Source organism: Pseudoruegeria aquimaris (assembly GCF_900172235.1).
In the GTDB taxonomy this organism is placed as follows: Bacteria; Pseudomonadota; Alphaproteobacteria; order Rhodobacterales; family Rhodobacteraceae; genus Pseudoruegeria; species Pseudoruegeria aquimaris.
Genome location: NZ_FWFQ01000016.1, coordinates 80,038 through 97,153, shown reverse-complemented (window position 1 = coordinate 97,153; position 17,116 = coordinate 80,038). Strand labels below are relative to the sequence as shown.

At 65.5% G+C, this 17,116-nt stretch carries 15 protein-coding genes; 3 read left to right on the top strand and 12 right to left on the bottom strand.

What is annotated here, in order from left to right; translation table 11 throughout:
* Window positions 1-117: 117 nt before the first annotated feature.
* The 4 genes from PSA7680_RS12090 to PSA7680_RS12070 form a co-directional block, all read right to left on the bottom strand.
* Window positions 118-813, bottom strand: a complete 696-nt coding sequence (locus PSA7680_RS12090) for a DEAD/DEAH box helicase (RefSeq protein ID WP_217808339.1) — start codon at window positions 811-813, stop codon at window positions 118-120.
* Window positions 806-3,886, bottom strand: coding sequence for a hypothetical protein (locus PSA7680_RS18520; protein ID WP_139838629.1), 3,081 nt, complete (start codon window positions 3,884-3,886; stop codon window positions 806-808). The genes PSA7680_RS12090 and PSA7680_RS18520 overlap by 8 nt, the downstream gene beginning before the upstream one ends.
* Before the next feature lie 19 nt (window positions 3,887-3,905).
* Window positions 3,906-4,781, bottom strand: a complete 876-nt coding sequence (locus PSA7680_RS12075; RefSeq protein ID WP_085868975.1) for a BrxR family helix-turn-helix transcriptional regulator — start codon at window positions 4,779-4,781, stop codon at window positions 3,906-3,908.
* A 475-nt stretch (window positions 4,782-5,256) separates the two neighbouring features.
* On the bottom strand, window positions 5,257-5,472 hold the full coding sequence (locus tag PSA7680_RS12070) for a helix-turn-helix transcriptional regulator (protein ID WP_085868974.1): 216 nt from the start codon (window positions 5,470-5,472) through the stop codon (window positions 5,257-5,259).
* Between the two features lie 369 nt (window positions 5,473-5,841).
* On the opposite strand from PSA7680_RS12070, the gene PSA7680_RS12065 reads away from it, so the two are divergent.
* Both PSA7680_RS12065 and PSA7680_RS12060 read left to right on the top strand, forming a co-directional pair.
* Window positions 5,842-6,528, top strand: a complete 687-nt coding sequence (locus PSA7680_RS12065; RefSeq protein WP_085868973.1) for a fumarylacetoacetate hydrolase family protein — start codon at window positions 5,842-5,844, stop codon at window positions 6,526-6,528.
* A gap of 99 nt (window positions 6,529-6,627) precedes the next feature.
* The gene (locus PSA7680_RS12060) at window positions 6,628-7,812 is read left to right on the top strand and encodes a M24 family metallopeptidase (RefSeq protein ID WP_085868972.1); all 1,185 of its coding nucleotides are present in this window, start codon (window positions 6,628-6,630) and stop codon (window positions 7,810-7,812) included.
* A gap of 3 nt (window positions 7,813-7,815) precedes the next feature.
* Here the strand turns inward: PSA7680_RS12060 and PSA7680_RS12055 are convergent, their stop codons facing one another.
* The 4 genes from PSA7680_RS12055 to uxaC form a co-directional block, all read right to left on the bottom strand.
* On the bottom strand, window positions 7,816-9,258 hold the full coding sequence (locus PSA7680_RS12055) for a mannitol dehydrogenase family protein (protein WP_085868971.1): 1,443 nt from the start codon (window positions 9,256-9,258) through the stop codon (window positions 7,816-7,818).
* Window positions 9,248-9,994, bottom strand: a complete 747-nt coding sequence (gene kduD / locus PSA7680_RS12050) for a 2-dehydro-3-deoxy-D-gluconate 5-dehydrogenase KduD (protein ID WP_085868970.1) — start codon at window positions 9,992-9,994, stop codon at window positions 9,248-9,250. Before kduD ends, PSA7680_RS12055 begins: the two co-directional genes overlap by 11 nt.
* Entirely contained in the window at window positions 9,991-10,815 is an 825-nt protein-coding gene (kduI, locus tag PSA7680_RS12045) for a 5-dehydro-4-deoxy-D-glucuronate isomerase (protein ID WP_085868969.1), read from the bottom strand. Before kduI ends, kduD begins: the two co-directional genes overlap by 4 nt.
* Before the next feature lie 99 nt (window positions 10,816-10,914).
* Window positions 10,915-12,318, bottom strand: a complete 1,404-nt coding sequence (gene uxaC, locus PSA7680_RS12040) for a glucuronate isomerase (protein ID WP_085868968.1) — start codon at window positions 12,316-12,318, stop codon at window positions 10,915-10,917.
* A 109-nt stretch (window positions 12,319-12,427) separates the two neighbouring features.
* On the opposite strand from uxaC, the gene PSA7680_RS12035 reads away from it, so the two are divergent.
* The gene (locus tag PSA7680_RS12035) at window positions 12,428-13,123 is read left to right on the top strand and encodes a GntR family transcriptional regulator (protein WP_085868967.1); all 696 of its coding nucleotides are present in this window, start codon (window positions 12,428-12,430) and stop codon (window positions 13,121-13,123) included.
* Window positions 13,124-13,127: 4 nt separating this feature from the next.
* On the opposite strand, the gene PSA7680_RS12030 is transcribed toward PSA7680_RS12035, so the two are convergent.
* Genes PSA7680_RS12030 through PSA7680_RS12015 form a run of 4 tightly spaced genes read right to left on the bottom strand, consistent with a single transcriptional unit; the run spans window position 13,128 to window position 17,099 of the window.
* A complete protein-coding gene (locus PSA7680_RS12030; protein WP_085868966.1) occupies window positions 13,128-14,258 on the bottom strand; it encodes a CaiB/BaiF CoA transferase family protein in 1,131 nt (376 codons plus the stop codon).
* A 14-nt stretch (window positions 14,259-14,272) separates the two neighbouring features.
* Entirely contained in the window at window positions 14,273-15,439 is a 1,167-nt protein-coding gene (locus tag PSA7680_RS12025; protein WP_085868965.1) for a type 2 periplasmic-binding domain-containing protein, read from the bottom strand.
* A complete protein-coding gene (locus PSA7680_RS12020) occupies window positions 15,436-16,251 on the bottom strand; it encodes an IclR family transcriptional regulator (protein WP_085868964.1) in 816 nt (271 codons plus the stop codon). The genes PSA7680_RS12025 and PSA7680_RS12020 overlap by 4 nt, the downstream gene beginning before the upstream one ends.
* A complete protein-coding gene (locus PSA7680_RS12015; RefSeq protein WP_085868963.1) occupies window positions 16,251-17,099 on the bottom strand; it encodes an amidohydrolase family protein in 849 nt (282 codons plus the stop codon). Before PSA7680_RS12015 ends, PSA7680_RS12020 begins: the two co-directional genes overlap by 1 nt.
* Between the last annotated feature and the right edge of the window lie 17 nt (window positions 17,100-17,116).

Below are 17,116 nucleotides of genomic sequence, written 5' to 3'. Positions count from 1 at the left end.
ACAGCGGCGAGATCACCGCCCATTCCGCATCGCTCACATCGTGTCTGCCCGTCATGCTCACCTCCGTTTCCGAAAGTGAATCATCACACCGCCAAAAACGGAATCCCGTTTATGAGTTCACGACCTAGGGAAAAACGTTCCGCCAGGCGTCGCCCCAGTGTACCGGCCGAAGTAGAAGAGCGGCTGGCCGTGGATGGCCTTCGCGCGGAAAGCAGCGCGCCGAAGCCTGGCAACCTGGTCCTCGACGAGCGCGTTGGTTGGATAGAGCAGCAAAGCACGAACAGCTGGAGTGGGGCCCCCGATAATCCCCGACCGGATCCCGTTCCAATGCGTCTCTTGGGACCAAGGTCGTTCCCACCATTGGTTCAAGGTGCCGCTTCCGACACTGCCCAGCCTCTCAGCCAAGAGCCTCGCAATTACGGGCACGAGGAAACTCTCGGTCTTACCGGAACCCGTCCCAGACGTAACCACGACGTTCCTGGTCGGCGCATCGTTCGGTGCCAAAGAAGTGACCAGTGACTGGGCTTGGTGCTTCCTGAGAGAGTAGTTCTCACCAAATACCACTCTCCCAAGATGCTCCGCCACGCTCGGAGGTAGGCCCGCTTCCTCGCAAGCCTCTGCGACAGGCACCGCCGATGGATACGCTAAAACAGCCTCAAGCAGGATTTCTTGAGCGGTAAGGCCGGGTTCCGCGAGTAGTTCACGGCGCTCCGCCATTAGCGCCCCGTCTCGCATCCAGAACGCGCTGTCATAGTATTTGTGATATGCTTCCTGAATGTACTTGAGCACCTCGTTCGGCGTGGCGTTAGGCAACGGTCCGGTCTCCCTCGTAAAGTTTTTTCAAGATAATGGTTGCGATCATGGGATCGACGCGCTCGTAAATGAGGCGTCCCCCTTCGATTGAAGGCAATTCACCGCTAGAAGCGACGAGAGCGCGGGCAAACAACCCTGGAGGCTCAGCCCCGAGAGCGGCGATGAAGCGGCCGGTGGAAATGTCGTAGGCATGGAGCCGTGTACCTTCGCTCTTTGCGGCCAAGATCTTGGCGACCCGATGGCCAACTTGGCGCGTGTCTCCACTATGATCGCGGAACACGTAACGGGTTCCGTGCAGCCCAACCCGGTAAGCCCCAGTGCCTTCAATGGTCTCTGCTCTAATCCAGCGCGCGTCTCTGACGTCGAACTTGGCCAGTGCGTCCGCTCTTTCGACATGCATTGGTGTCCCCAGCATCCAAGCCGTTTCGATAGACGGCAAGTTTCTGGCAATCGCCAAGCCGAGGTCGTGGGCAACTGTAACCGAGCGGCCGTGCGGATCCGTGATGCCTTCAAGCAGCGCGTCTAAGGGCAGGCCAGCGAGCCCAGACCACCGATGCAGCGTAACGCGCCCTGGCTGCGAGACCACTTCGTAGATTGCACCTGCGCTCTCCAGCGCATCACGGATCTTTCCAAGCAAGAGCTTCGAGTGGAAGCCGGCGAGACGGGCCTTCTTGTCGAGACCCACCACCATAACGGGTGGAGGCACCGACCAATCAGATGCGTCAGAAAGGATCGAGTCCTTCATTTCAAGATGGCCGAGGGCGAAAAGGTCAGCGGCCAACGTTCGTGGAAACCACGGTTCTTCTGAAACGGATGCCACCAGCCGCTGAAATGCATGCCAACTGCCTTGACCGAGGTAGCAGAGAGCATCGAAAACCGTGTCAAGCGAAACGGAGTTAGTCGGAGGCAAACTTCCGCCGTGCTCTTGCTTTATTGCGCCTTGCGTGGCCGTTTGCCTCCGAACCGGTGTCCCAGATCGTGCCTGTTTGCTCTTTTTCCAGTTTTTCTTCGCCACCGCCCGCGACCGAGACAGTGCGCGAACGTGGCAGTCTTTACACTCCGCCATCTTGGCTTCGAACCGATCGTCCCCCTTCTCGAACGGCTCATAGACCCAGTAGTGATATCCGCGGATCACGCAACTCCCAGCTGCTTTCTGGGCCGCGTCCTGCGCATGCTTCCAATCGACCTCGGGAGTGGCCTCTGCCATCCCCTCGGGAATCTTGTTCGAGGAAATTTCTGGTTGAGGCGAAACGCTTTGATCTGGTTCAACATTAAGCCTTCCCACGATGGTGCATCCCTCCAGTCCGTTTTCTGGACTCAAGGAGATGGTTTCTGAATTCAGGGAGAGCCCTTGGCCGCTGGCAAACGGATGGTAAAAACGTTTTCCACCGAGCGGGCGTGGTACGTCTGCACTTCTTAACGAAAAATCCGTTTCAGCCAATTCAGCTTTGCCGGCTTTCACCACGGCCCGCAAGTTGGTTCCCGGTGCGACCTCGACTTGATCTAGATCGAGTTCGATGAAGTCACCCACTGCTTTCGATGAGGCCACGATCTCGTCGTCTTGGCCGAAGCGCTCATGCAGGATCTCGAGCTTGCCATCTCCTTTTTCGGATTTTGCTTCAACGTGCGGTTTTGCATCAACATGCCACGTTCCGTGGCCGAGTTTCAGGCCTCCAACGCAAGCGATCGCAGCAGTGCTATCAAGCGGATTCAGGGCATGGAAATTATCGTGTGCGTTGTCCACGGAGCGCACGATTTCGACCCCTCTCAGGATGCACCAACCCCTTGGAATCCCCGGCATGTCGGACGATTGCAACACGGCATGCCCGGGACGCGCGCACTTGGCGAGGTGGCCTTCGACTTTTTCGAGCCATGCTTCGTGGCACAGGATCGCGTGCTCCTCGAAGAGGCTTGCACGGGTAACCTCCCTGAACATGGGACCTTCCGCAGAGCGCGAAAACACGACGATGGGCTTAGCAACGTAGTTGTAGGTGACGCCGCTTTGTTGCCCCACGAAAGTTTGCGATTGTAGCAGTAGAAGGTCGAGGTTTATCGAACCGATCGGTCCGAGGAATTGGACGCCCGGCTCGCCTTCTTCCAGAACGAACTCTCCCTCAGGAATGCTTTCCGGCGTGATTGGGCGAAGTGGTTCGGCGTGACCACCACGTGTCACCGAGAGCGCCAGAGTTACCCTCTTTCTAGGAAACCCGGAGAAGCCTAGTTGCCACTGAAGCCGCGCCTTCTTCGCTTGCCCTGGCGTTACGGCCGCTGACGGCTCCCAGCTTTCGAACGTATCAAGCGCGGCGGCGACAACGCGCTCTCTTAACTCGTTCGCGGTCCACAGTTTTCTCAGCCAAGCAGTTGGGCCAGATGGCCCATGGGAGGTCATCCAGTCATTCACGAGAAGCGCCATCTCCGCGTCGCCAACTGGGTCGCCGGGCGTCAAATCGTACGCCAGAAAGAGGCCTTCAAATCGCCGGCGGTCTGCGTCTCTAACAAGGGCTTGCGAGAGGGCATAGCTGGCGTACTGCCAATGGCTAAGCAGCGGTTTGGCGGTTGGCCTTCCGAGCAAGTAGTCGTTCTCAGAAAGCCAGAGGTTCAATGCTCGCCAAAACTGGCGAGTACGTTTCGCGTACTGCCTAAGTTTTTGTTGGTTTGTCGCGCCCTTCACCCCAAGCAACTCGAAATAGCGCTCGTAGTAGTTGTTAGGTGAGAAGTTCTCATCGGCACCCATTCTCTCGGCGGCGATGGACAAAGCGCATAGAAGTGCCGTGAAGGGAGGTGGGGATCGCCGGCCAGCCTTGCTCCAGTCCTTCAACCAGCTGGTATGATCTACATAGGGGTCCGCACGATCGAACCGAAGTGATCGTGAAACGCATAGCCCTACGAAATCCCCGAGTTCATCAGGCTCAATCTCGAGAGCCTCGGTTACTTTCGTTTCCGCGTCTCCCTCCAGATCAAGATAGACTGGCAGCATTTCAAATCGGCCGCAAAAAAAATAGTTGTTAAGCGCGGAGTTTACCGCCGCATACTCGGTGTCGATTTCGACAGACCAGTAAGCTTTTTCTTCCATGGCCAAGCTTTCCGAAGAACTATACTTTTCCATCTAGAAGTGATGAGATGGCTAATTGCTCCCTGTTAAGGAGCACGATTTGCTGATCCTGGGCCTTTCGCGCGCCCGGGTCGGTATCAAGCCCAAGCCGCCTGAGCGCGTAATAGAGCAGCGCGCGCCGGACCTTGATTTTCGCCTTGCCACCGCGCATGCCGTAGTCGAGCGCTATGACCTTTGCCTGAGTTTCCGAGAGGTCAGGGTGGGGGCCGACTTCCAGCGTGACCTCGGAATGCCAATCGTGATCATCGCCGGGGAAGACTTCGGCTTCTCGCGAGCCACGGATTTTGAGCATTCGCGATAGCAGGAAGTCCTTGAAGCGCTCATCAGTCTCACAAAACGCCCGGGCGTGCCAGCGGAACCCGTCGAAGGCGATGGCGTGGGGCGCGATCCAGCGCCAGCTTGGCTCCGGGCGGGACAGGCTTTGATACTTCACCTCGATCGCTTCCGACTGGTGAATGGCGCCGACGACCGATCGGAGCGTTGCGGGATTGACGCCGCGCACCGGCGTCGGAGCGGACGCAAATGGTGGAAGCTCGGTGACCCAGGCGTCTTCTCGGTCAAGGATACCATCGGCGACCGAACGCAGCTGGGCCAGATACTTGCTTGCGTCGGGTTCGCTGAAATGGGCTTTGAAGTCTGGCGTGCGCACATAGGTCCGGGCGCTTTTGTCATAGACCATGTTGTCGGGCGCCAGGCCGATGTAGCGGTTCAGGTCGGCGGACGCCTGGTTCACCGAAACTCCGAACTGATCCATCAGGTCGCTGCGGTTCACGCGCCCCTCCCAAAACAGGCGGAACTCGATGAACTCGAGCCGTCGCTCGACGCCCCAGCGAAGCTCCGCCTTGCTGTCTTCCACATCACTCTCCCGGCTTGGCCGATGCGCATTGTAACTATGCGCGCACATTTTCTGTGCTTGAGGCGATGCTAGCGGAATGGTTGAGCTTGTGCAATCAGAGCTCCGTAAAAGGAGATCGATTTTTTTCAAGTCTTGGCTTTCCGCCGTGCCACGCACCGTCGCGCAAATCTGTTTGTCCCGTGCGGAAGGAAGCAGAAGGCAAAGCTCATCTAGTCTCTCTTCGCGACCGGCTTCTTTGACAAGTGGGCGCCACAAATTGCTTTACTCCGTCCGAGTTTTTTCGTGGAGCGGTTATAGTGCCACCTCGGCCATGCGAGATGGTATTTTAGGACAATACTTTTCGATCTCGCGCCAAAGATCCAAGCCCGAGAACTGGAATTGTCAGCATTGATCCGGAGGAGCGCCAATAATGGCAACCTCCCGCAGTCTCGACTTTGGAGACAGCGGGAGAATTTTGTCTTGAGTTAATCGGGATTCAATCCACCAGATCAAGATACGCTACCTGATCTCGTGTTTTTCCTAAAAGCATGGCGCGTTCGAACGCCAGGATGTCTTCCAGCCGATACACCACGCGGCCGCCGATTTTCATGTAAACTGGTCCCTCGCGGGCCCACCGCCAGCGCTCGAGCGTTCGATGGCTGATCCTCCAACGCGCCGCCAATTCCTTCTGGTTCAAGCAAGTCGGTTGCATGTGTTACTCCTTACGTACAACTCGGTTTGGTTGCTCGCAAACCAAGGCGTGAATGGAAAAACGAGTAAAGTCAGAAGTTTGCGCGAATTGCGCATGCGTCCCAAACCTCCGGAGAGTTCGCGAGTATCAGACAACACCCGCCTCGATTCCTCGATCTGTGATCAGCCACTGGTGGCTACGTTGAGACAGGATTTTCTGTATTCCTCTCCCTCCGCCACCATCCCGAGAATCTGTCCTGATCGTGTGTGTGCCTTGACGGCGTACTGGCCGGGCCGGTTCGCAGATGCCCTATCTACCCCCCCCCGTGATTGAATTGCAGCCCGGCCTGGGATAGGCGGGGGTGGACGCTGCCTGCCGCAGGAGGAGCCGATGCCCGGTTTCGTTTTCGCCCCGCCCGAACCCGTAACCCTGCCGATCAAGGGCACGGATGCCCGTTTCCCGGTGCGCCGGGTCTACTGCGTCGGGCGCAATTACGCGGCGCATGCCGTCGAGATGGGGCATGATCCCGATCGCGAGCCGCCGTTCTTCTTCCAGAAAAACCCGGACAACCTCGATCCCTCGGGCCGCTTTCCCTATCCGTCCCGCAGTTCGGAAGTGCACCACGAGGCCGAGGTCTACGTGGCGTTGCACTCCGGCGGCAGCGATATCGCTGTGGAGGAGGCGCTGGGCCATGTCTATGGCTACGGCCTCGCGCTGGACATGACACGGCGCGATCTGCAGGGGCAGATGAAGAAGATGGGGCGCCCCTGGGAGATCGGGAAGGCCTTCGAGCGATCCGCGCCCTGCGGGCCGATCCACCCGGTGGCCGAAGTCGGCCATCCCGAGGCCGGGCGGCTCAGGCTCAAGGTCAACGGCGAGATCCGCCAGGACGGGGATCTGGGCCAGATGATCTGGAAGGTGCCCGAGATGATCGCCTACCTGAGTGCCTATTTCGAACTGGCCGCGGGCGACGTGATCCTGACGGGCACGCCGGCGGGCGTCGGCCCCGTCCGTCGCGGCGACGTCATGGAGATGGAGGTGGACGGGTTCGGCCAGCTCACCGTGCGCGTGGACTGAGGAGGGCGGCCGCGGCCTCCTGCGTGGCCCGGGCTTGCCGCCGGCCGGCGCGCTGCCCTAGGCTTGCCCCCGGAACATCCGTCAGCCGATGGGGAATGCATGGCCGCCGATTCTCTGCCCTTCTCGCCGCGGGAATACCAGCGCCGCCTTGCGCGGGTGCGGGCGGAGATGGGCGCGCGCGGGCTGGATGCGCTCTTCCTCACCGATCCGTCCAACATGGCCTGGCTCACCGGCTATGACGGCTGGTCCTTCTACGTGCACCAGGGGGTGATCCTGACGATGGAGGGCACGCCGCGCTGGTGGGGCCGCCGGATGGACAGTTTCGGCGCTCTGCGCACCTGCTACATGGAGGCCGATTGCATCCATGCCTATGAGGATCATTTCGTCCAGAGCGAGGCGCGGCACCCGATGCAGGATCTCGCCCGCCTGCTGGCCGGAATCGGGCTGCAGGGCGCCCGCATCGGGGTGGAGATGGAGAACTACTACTACTCCGCCCGCGCCCATGCCGTTCTGGCCGCGGCGCTGCCCACGGCACGCCTCGTAGATGCGACGGCGCTCGTCAACTGGCAGCGGTTGGTGAAATCCGGCGAGGAAATCGCCTTCATGCGCCGGGCCGCGGCGATCTCGGATGCGGTGGTGACGCAGGCGATCGCGCTTTCGGAGCCGGGGCGGCGCAAGAACGAACTCGTGGCCGAGATCCTGCGCACGGCGATCCGGGGCGTTGAGGGCGCCTGGGGCGACTACCCCGCCATCGTGCCGCTGACGCCATCCGGCGCGGATGCCAGCGCGGCCCACCTGACATGGAACGATGCGCCCATGCGCAGCGGCGAGGCCACCTTCTTCGAGCTTTCCGGCTGCTACCGCCGCTACCACGCGCCCCTGTGCCGGACGGTCTTCCTCGGGCGCCCGCCACCCGAGATGCAGGCCGCCGCCGCGGCGCAGATGGAGGGCATCGCCGCCGGGCTGGAGGCCGCCCGCGCGGGCAACCGGGCCTGCGACATCGCCAATGCCTTCACATCGGTGTTGCGCGCGCACGGCATCGCGCGGGAGGGGCGCTGCGGCTACCCGGTGGGGTTGAGCTACCCGCCGGACTGGGGCGAGCGCACCGTTTCCATCCGGGCCGAGGACACCACCGAACTGGCGCCGGGCATGGTGTTCCATTTCATGCCCGCACTCTGGATGGAAGGCTGGGGGCTCGAAACCACCGAGACCATCCTCATCCGGGAAGATGGCCCGGCCGAGCCGCTCGGCACCGTGCCGCGCGAGCTGTTCGTGAAAGGGTAGGGCTCAGCCTGCGAGGCAGGCGCGGATGGTGGCGCGGGCGCCCTTGTCCGCGAGGTCGCGGTAGGCATCGCACAGGGCCGCGCGGAAGGTGGGATCTTCGGCCAACTCCTTCGGGAAGATCTCGCGGAAGGCCAGCAGGGCCGCGACCTTGCCTTCGGCGCTGCCGGCGGCGTCGCTGGCGGCCTTCAGCCGGTCTGCGAGCGGGTCGCGCACGTCGATGGGCGCGCCGGTTTCATCGATGCCGCCGACGTAGCGCATCCAGCCGGCCACGGCGAGGCACAGCCCGCGCGGCAGCGCGCCGGGGGCGCGGCGGTCGGCGATGGTGCCGAGCAGGCGCTGGGGCAGTTTCTGGCTGCCGTCCATGGCGATCTGCCAGAGCCGGTGGCGCAGGGCGCGATCGCGGTAGCGGGCCAGCAGCGCGGCGGTATAGGCGGGCAGATCTTCGCCCTCGGGCGGGGGCACGGTGGGCAGGATCTCCTCGGCCCAGAGCTTTTGGAGCAGCGCGGAAAAGAGCGGATCATGGGCCGCGTCGGCGATGGTTTCCAGCCCGGCGAGATAGCCGAGGTAGGCCAGCGTGGAGTGGGTGCCGTTCAGGCAGCGCAGCTTCATCGTCTCGTGCGCCTCCACGTTCCGGACGAACTGGACGCCCGCGGCCTCCCACGCGGGGCGGCCCTGCGCGAAGCGGTCCTCGATCACCCATTGGCGAAAGGCTTCATGCACCACGCAGGCCGGATCATGGTAGCCCTCGGCCTCGGCCAGCGCGGCCACGTCGGCCTCGGTGGTGGCGGGGGTGATGCGATCCACCATGGTGGCGGGGAAGGGCACTTCGGCCTCGATCCATGCGGCGAGGCCGTCGTCGCGCGCGCGGGCGAAATCCAGCGTCACGCCCCGCGCCAGGCGGCCGTTGGCGGGAAGGTTGTCGCAGGAGAGCACGGTGAACGGGGCCACGCCTGCGGCGCGGCGGCGGGCAAGGGCCTCGACGATGAAGCCGATGGCGCTGCGCGGGGCGGCGGGGTTGACCAGATCGTGGGCGATGTCGGGGTGATCGAGGCGCAGCCTGCCCGTGGACGGGCTGTGGCAATAGCCTTTCTCGGTGATGGTGAGCGAGACGATCCTGGCCGCCGGGTCCGCCATTGCCGCCAGCACCGCCTCGGGAGCCTCCGGCGCCACCAGCACTTCGGCGATCGCGCCGATCACCTGCGCGCGGTTGCCGGCTTCCGAAAGCGTGACGGAGGTATAGGCCCCGCCCTGCGGCGCAAGCTGATCCCGCGCGGTTGCGCTGCGCAGCGAGACCGCCGTGATGCCCCAGTCGCCGCCTTCCGCGGCCATCGCCTCTTCGGTGAAGACGGCGTTGAAGGCGCGGAAGAAGGCGCCCGGCCCGATATGGACGATGCCGCGCCGGGGCGCGGCCCCGGAACGGCTCAGGCGCGGCGCCTCAGCGGGCAAGCCAGCCTCCGTCCACGTTCAGCACGGCGCCGGTCACGTAGTTGGCGGCCGGGGTGCAGAGGAAGGTAACGGCGCCGGCGATGTCGGCGGGATCGCCCCAGCGCCCGGCGGGGATGCGCTCGAGGATCGCCTTGTTGCGCACGGGATCTTCGCGCAGGGCCTGGGTGTTGTTGGTGGCGATGTAGCCCGGCGCCACGGCGTTCACGTTGATGCCCTTCGTGGCCCATTCGTTGGCGAGGATCTTGGTGAGCCCGGCCACCCCGTGCTTGGAGGCGGTGTAGGCGGGCACGCGGATGCCGCCCTGGAAGCTCAGGAGCGAGGCGATGTTGACGATCCGCCCGCCGCGCCCGGCGGCGATGGCGGCCTTGCCGAAGGCCTGGCACATGAGGAAGACGGCCTTGAGGTTCACGTCCAGCACGTCGTCCCAGTCGGCTTCGGAATAGTCGGTGCTGTCGGCACGGCGGATGATGCCGGCGTTGTTGACGAGGATGTCCAGGTCGCCCGCCTCCGAAAGCTTCGCGGCCCCGGCCGCCGGATCGGCCAGATCCAGCGTCATGGCCTCGCCCGACAGGCCCTTGGCGGCGATGGCCTCCACGGTTTGCGCGCAAGGCGAGCGCCCGGCGGCGATCACATGCGCGCCCGCCTCGGCGAGGCCGATCGCGATCGCCTGCCCGATGCCCGTGTTCGCGCCCGTCACCAGCGCGCGTTTGCCTTCAAGGCTGAATGCGTCGCTCATCGCAGATTCTCCATCGCAACCATGTCCATATCGGTGAAATCGACGTTGTCGCCCGCCATGGCCCAGCAGAAGGTGTAGGCCGCGGTGCCTGCGCCGCAGTGGATCGACCAGGGCGGCGAGATGATGGCCTCCTCGTTGGCGATCACCATGTGGCGGGTTTCCTCGGGCTTGCCCATGAAATGGAAGACGCGCTGCTCCGGGGGCAGGTCGAAGTAGAGGTAGGCCTCCATCCGGCGGTCGTGCACATGGGCGGGCATCGTGTTCCAGATCGAGCCGGGCGCGAACTGGGTGACGCCCATCACCAGCTGGCAGCTCGGGCAGACATCGGGGTGCAAGTATTGCAGGATGGTGCGTTCGTTGGCCGTTTCGCGCGCCCCAAGCTCCACCCGGCGGGCGTCGGCGTGGCGGATCAGGCGCGTAGGGTAGCTTTGGTGGGCGGGTGCCGAGAGCAGGTAGAAGCGGCCCGTTTCGAAGGTGACGGGGCCGGCGCCCATACCGATGTAGAGCACTTCGCCCCGCGCCATCTCGTGGCGGGTGCCGCCCACGCTCACCGTGCCGGTGTCGCCGAGGCTCAGGATGCCCATCTCGCGGCGGTCCAGCAGGCTCGGGGTGCCGGCTTCGGCCACGTGATCCAGCACCAGCGCCGCCCCGGCGGGCACGGCAGAGCCGAGGATCAGGCGATCGTAGTGGGAATAGACGAGGCGGATCTCGCCCTCGGCGAAGAGATCGCCGACGTGGAAGTGGCGGCGCAGGGTTTCGGTATCAAAGCCCTTGGCCGTTTCGGGATCGACCGCGTAGCGGGTCTGGGTCGTGAGGGTCACAGGTATCTCCGTTTGCGTATTGGGAGCTTTCAGGATGCGAACCGGCCGGCAGTGCGCGCGGCGGGCCGGGCGGGCCGGACGGTTCGGGCGAATGGCTGGTCAGAGGCGATAGGCCTCCTTTGCCAACCGGTACGCGAGGTCCTGGGCTACCTCGAACGCTTCGGGCTCGCGCAGCCGGCCGGTGCCGACGAGCTGGGCGAGATAGGCGCAATCGCTGCGGCGGGCCACGTCGTGGCGCGCGGGAATCGAGCAGAAGGCGCGGGTGTCGTCGTTGAAACCGGCGGTGTTGTAGAAGCCGCAGGTTTCGGTGGTGGTTTCGCGGAAACGGCGGATGCCCTCGTAGCTGTCGAAGAACCACCACGGCGGGCCAAGCCGCAGGGCCGGGTAGGCGCCCGCCAGCGGGGCCAGCTCGCGGCCGTAGGTGGTTTCGTCCAGCGTGAAGAGCAGGATGGTGAGCGAAGGCTCCATTCCTACGGCATCCAGCAGCGGCTTCAGCGCACCGACGAAATCGGTGCGGCCGGGGATGTCGAACCCCTTGTCGCGGCCGTGGATGGCGAAGACGCCGGCGGAGTGGTTGCGGCGCGAGCCGGCGTGGATCTGCATGACCATGCCGTCCTCAAGGCTCATGCGGGCCATCTCGGTGAGCATCTGGCCCCGGAAGGCATCGGCCTCGTCGGGCGTGAAATCGCCCGACAGCACCTTGGCAAACAGCGCCGCCGCCGCGTCTCCCAGATCCTCGGTGCGGGCGGTGGGATGGCCGTGATCGGTTGCGGTGGCGCCGAAGCTGCGGAAATAGGCGCGGCGGGCGCGGTGCGCGGCGAGGTAGCCCTGCCAGGTGGAGGTGTCTTCGCCGGTGAGCGCGCCGAGCCGCGCGACGTTGGCGGCGAAGCCTTCGAACTCCGGGTCCACCACGGCATCGGGGCGGTAGGTGGTGATCACGCGCCCGTGCCAGCCGCTTTCGCGGATCGCGCGGTGGTGGGAAAGATCGTCCAGCGCGCCCTCGGTGGTGGCCAGAACCTCGATGTTGAAGCGCTCGAACAGCGCGCGGGGGCGGAAGGCCTCCTGCGCGAGGCAGGCTTCGATGTGATCGTAGCTCGCTTCGGCGGTCTCGGCCGAAAGCGGCTCGGTCAGGCCGAAGACATGCTCGAAGGAATGGTCGAGCCACATCGCGGAGGGCGTGCCGCGGAACAGGTGGTAGCGGGCGGCGAAGCGCGCCCAGATCTTGCGCGGGTCGGATTCGACGGGGCCGCCGTCCACGCGGGGCACCCCGAGATCGGGCAGCGAAACGCCCTGGCTCACCAGCATCCGGAACACATAGTGATCCGGCACCACGAAAAGCTCCGCCGGGTTTGGAAAGCGGTCGTTCTCGGCGAACCACGCCGGATCGCAATGGCCGTGGGGGCTGATGATGGGCAGATCCGCGACGCTTTCGTAGAGCGCGCGGGCCAGATCGCGCAGGCGGGGCTCCGTGGGAAACAGCCTGTCGGGATCGGTGAGGGGCATTGGGGGGCTCCGGCGTTGGGTCTGCAAATCTGATATGCTAGTTTATTAGTTGTGTCAAAACCTATTCCGCACTAGGTTTCCGGCAACGGATCCGGGATCGGGAGTGATCATGAACGAACCAGCCATCGCGCCCCTGCCTGCGGCTGCGAATTCCGCCACGGAGCAAGTCTATCAGGCGCTCTACGACGCGGTGATCTCGCTTGAACTGCCGCCCGGCTCGAAGGTCTCTGAGGCCGAAATCGCACGCCGGCTCGATGTCTCCCGACAGCCGGTGCGCGATGCCTTCTTCCGCCTCTCCAAGGTCGGCTTCCTGTCGATCCGCCCACAGCGGGCCACGCTGATCACGCGGATCTCGGAGCGGGCGGTGCAGGATGCCGTCTTCACCCGCACGGCGCTGGAAGTGGAGTGCCTGCGCGAGGCGATGCGCAACCTGACGGCCGAGGACGCCGAGGCGCTCAAGGCCAATCTCGCCGGGCAGGAGGAGGCGCTCGAACATCCTGAGCCGGCGCGCTTCCACGAGCTTGACGAGGCCCTGCATGCACGGCTCTGCGCCATTGCGGGCCACCCCCACGCCTGGGTGCTGATCCAGGAGCAGAAGGCGCATATGGACAGGGTGCGCTACATCACCCTCTCGGCCGAGCGCCGCCACACCGTGCTGGGGGAGCACCGGGCGCTGATCGATGCCATTCTCGCCGGCGACGCGGCCCGCGCCGAAGCCTGCCTGCGCAGCCATATCGGCGAAATCCGCCAGACCCTTCAAAAGGCGCGCGCCGAGCACCCGGAGTTCTTCGCGGAGGCCGACTGACGCCTCAGCCGCGCCGCCACTCCGGCGCCGGGCCGCCGAGGTAGGGAGCCGGCGTGTCGGCACTGGCGCGCGCACCATCGATGCGCAGCGGGCTGCGCAGGCTGCGCATCCCGTGCCCGCCACGGTCGATTTCGCCCAGCATGTCCAGCGATTGCAGCACGCCCGACTCCACCAGCCCTTTCCAGTCCAGAACGGGGGCGGCCCAGATGTCGGCGGCCACGAAGATGGCGATCCAGTGGTCCGTGCTCCGGGTTTCGAGATGGGTGGCCAGTTCGGCCTTGATCGCATCGCGGTGGCGGAAAGGGTCGAGCCCGGAGAAGGGCGCATCCAGCGAAAGGCAGGCGGCCAGCTTGTCGAGGCTGTTCATCGCGATGGCAACGTATCCGTCGGCGGTGCGGTAGACGCCGTAGGGCGCCGCCAGGTAGGCGTGGGCCGGGAAGTTGCCCGGCCGCTGCGGTGCCCGCCCGCCATCGTTGAAATGGGTCGTCAGCAGCTCGAACTGGAGATCGCAGACCGCCTCGATCAGGCTGGTTTCCACGAGCCCGCCCTCGCCGGTGAGGCCCCGGCGCACGAGCAGCGCCAGCAGCCCCTGCGCCAGGGCCGCGCCGGCCAGAATGTCGGCCACGGGCAGGCCGAGCGCCACCGGGCCGTCGGCGGCGCCGCCCGACAGCCACATGATCCCCGAGCGCGCCTGCGCCAGCAGGTCCTGCCCCGGCAGCGCTTCCCAGTCGTTGCCGGTGCCGTATCCCGAGATCGAGCCGTAGACGATGGATGGCTTGCGCGCGCGCACCGCCTCGTGACCGAACCCCAGACGTTCGATGACTCCGGGGCGGAAGTTCTGGATCACCACGTCCGCCTCCTCGATCAATGCCCAGATCCGGGCGCGGTCCTCCTCCTTGCGCAGATCGGCCGAGATCGAGCGTTTGCCGCGGTTGATGGCGTGGAAGATCGTGCTCTCGCCGTCGATCTGCACGTCGGAAACGTAGAGGTAACGCGAGAGATCCCCGGTGCCCGCGCGCTCCACCTTGATCACGTCGGCCCCCAGATCGGCGAGCCTGAGCGAGGCGTAGGGCCCGGCGAGGAACTGGCTGAAATCCAGCACCTTCAGGCCGGAAAGGGGGGCGGAGTTGGGCATGGTGGCCTCGTGTTTCAATCGGTGGCGAAGCTGGCGGCGAAGCGCGCGTCGAGCGCGTCGAGCGCGGCCTCGGGCGAGAGCCTGCGGCGGAGCGCTTCGGTGAGGAGCTCGCCGCCTTCTTCCTGGAAGCCCATGTAGCCGGCGTGGCGCGGGCGCAGCCAGGCGGCTTCGTGGGTCTGGCGGGTGGCGAAATAGGCGCCCTCGACTGGCGCGTTCACCGCGGGATCGGCCCAGGCCACGGCATTGCCCGGCTGGCCGTTGGACTGCGCGTAGATGGTGCGCTGGCAGTCGGCGCCGGCCAGCCAGCCGGCGAAACCGGCGGCGAGCGCGGGATGGGCGCTGCGCGCGGAAACGGCGATCCCGGTGCCGCCGAGCGCGGAGCCGAGCGGGCCGCTTTGCCCCAGCGGGGCGATGTCGGAAAAGGCCACTGCGTGCTGCCGATAGCCGGCGTTGGCGTAGCCCTTGTAGAGGTAGGTCAGGGGTGCGAGTCGGAGCCGGCCGCCGTCTTCGCAGAGCGCGTCCAGCGCCGCGATCGGGTCCATCTCGTGGCAGGCCGGATCGACATGGTCGCTCACGGCAAGGAGCGCTTCGAGAACCGCAAGCCCCGCGGCACGCGGCAGCAGGCGATCCCGGGCGGAGGCGCAGGGCTGCCCTATGTTGGCCGCCAGCGTGTAGAGGCACATCAGGTTGTGCGGCGGGCGCAGGGGCAGGATCACCTCGCCGGCCTGCGCCGCGGCGATGACGCCCGCCCAATTTTCGGCGCGCGGGCCGCGGTCGGGGCGATGTGCCTGCACCTGCGTGGCGGCGTCGATGGGCAGCGCCCACTGGTGGCCCCGCATCGCGTAGCTGACGAAGCTCTTGCCCACGGTCTCGTTGGCCAGCGCCTGAAGCGCCTCGGCAGGGAGCCATTCGTCCAGCGGCAGCAGGCAGCCTTCGGCCACGCAGATGCCGGTGTGGGGGTGGTCGATGACCATCAGGTCGTAGCTGGCGGCCAGTTCGCCCACCGGCGTGCTCTCGAAGCCCTGAAGCGAGCGCTTGTCCCATTGGATGGTGACGCCGGGATTGGCCTCGGCGAAGGCCGCGCCGGCAGCGACCACGGGGTCGTAACCGCGCGGGTCGGACCACGTCATGCCGCGCAGGACGACGGTTTCGCCCGAGCCATGCAGCCGCGGCGGCCTCATGCGCCGTCCTCCGGCCCGGCCGCGCCCGCGCCCAGCTTCTCGGAGAGGGCCTTGGCGGCCTCCACGAGGATCGCCTTGCAGGAGTCGAAATCGGGGTCGCCCTTCTCGGTGAGCCGCCGGATGTAGGGCATGGTCAGCGCCGCGATCACCTCGCCGGCGTAGGAAAACACGGGCACGGAGATGTTGTGGACGCCCGCGATCACCATGGAGGGGCTTTCGCAGTATCCCAGCGCCTTGGCCTGCGCGACGCTTTCCTCGAACTTGGCCCGGTCGTCGGGCTTGATGTCGGGGATGCGTGCCAGCAGCTCGGCCCGGCGCTCCGGGTCGAAGCGATGGGTCAGCACCGCGCCCGAAGCGGTGACGACGATGGGCACCCGTGCCCCGAGGCGCACGGAGGTGATGTTGTTGCCGGGCGGGTCCGTCTGGGCGATGACGAGGATGTTGCTGCCGTGCAGGATCGCCAGGTGCACCGATTGGTTCGTCTCCTGCGCGACCCCCTCCATGACGGAGCCGGCCAGGCGGGTCAGCCGCTTGGTGGGCGGATGGCGGTGGGCCAGTTCGAACAGCAGCATCGTCAGCGTGTAGCGCTCGCTGTCCGGGTCCAGCATCACGTAGCCGCGTTCCTGCAGCACGGTGAGCATCCGGAAGATCTCGGAAAGAGAGCGGTCCAGCGCCGCCGCGATCTCGCTCTTCTTGAAGCCGCGCGGCTCCTCCGCCAGCAGCTCGAGGATGTCGAGCCCCTTGGAAAGCGCCGGGGCGCTGTATTTGCCGCTTTCAAACCGCGCCGTCGTTTCGCGCACACTCTTGTCCATCACTCGTCGCCTTGCAGGTTCCAGATCCGCCGGGCGTTGCCGGCATAGAGCGCGGTGCGCTCGGCCGCGCTCCAACCGGCGGTCAGGGCGTGGGTGGCGGCCACCCAGGTGGGCAGCCCGCCGCCCAGGTTGCATACAGGGCTGTCGGAACCCCAGACAAGCCGTTCCGGGCCGAAGGCTTCGGCGGTGGCCTCCACGTAGGGGCGCAGATCGGCGAGCGACCAGCGCTCGGCATCGCCGTAGGCCACCACGCCGGAGATTTTGGCCACCACGTTGGGCCGCTCGGCCAGCGCGCGCATACCCGCCTGCCAGGCCTCGAACGTGCCGCCCGCGATGTCGGGCACGCCGCAGTGATCGAGGATGAAGGTCACGTCCGGGCAATGGTCCACCAGCGCCGCCGCGATCCCGTGCTGGCGCGGTTGCACGCAGAGATCGAAGGTCAGCCCGGTGCCGGAGAGCCGTTTCACGTTGTCGCGGAACAGGGGCGTGGTGCTCAGATCGTCGTCCACCACGTGCAGCACGCGGCGGAACCCCTTGATCGCGGGGCGCGCCCGCGCGGCTTCGAGAAAGGCGGCAAAGCCCTCGCTTTCGGGCCGGCAGGAAGAGATCGCACCACGCATCAGCGAGCCCTCCGACGCCATCAGCTCCTCCACGAGATCGGTCTCGGCCGCGATCTGCGATTCGGCGACATCGACCTCCATGTGCAGGCAGCCGGTGATTCCCAGCCGGCCCGCCAGCACGCGGTAGGCGTCGAAGGTGCTCGGCCGGTTCAGCGCCGCGAAATCCGCAAGCCACGGATAGCTCAGGCGTTCCGGGTAGATCAGGTGCAGATGCGTGTCGAAAAGCATGGGTCCTCCGGGGCGGT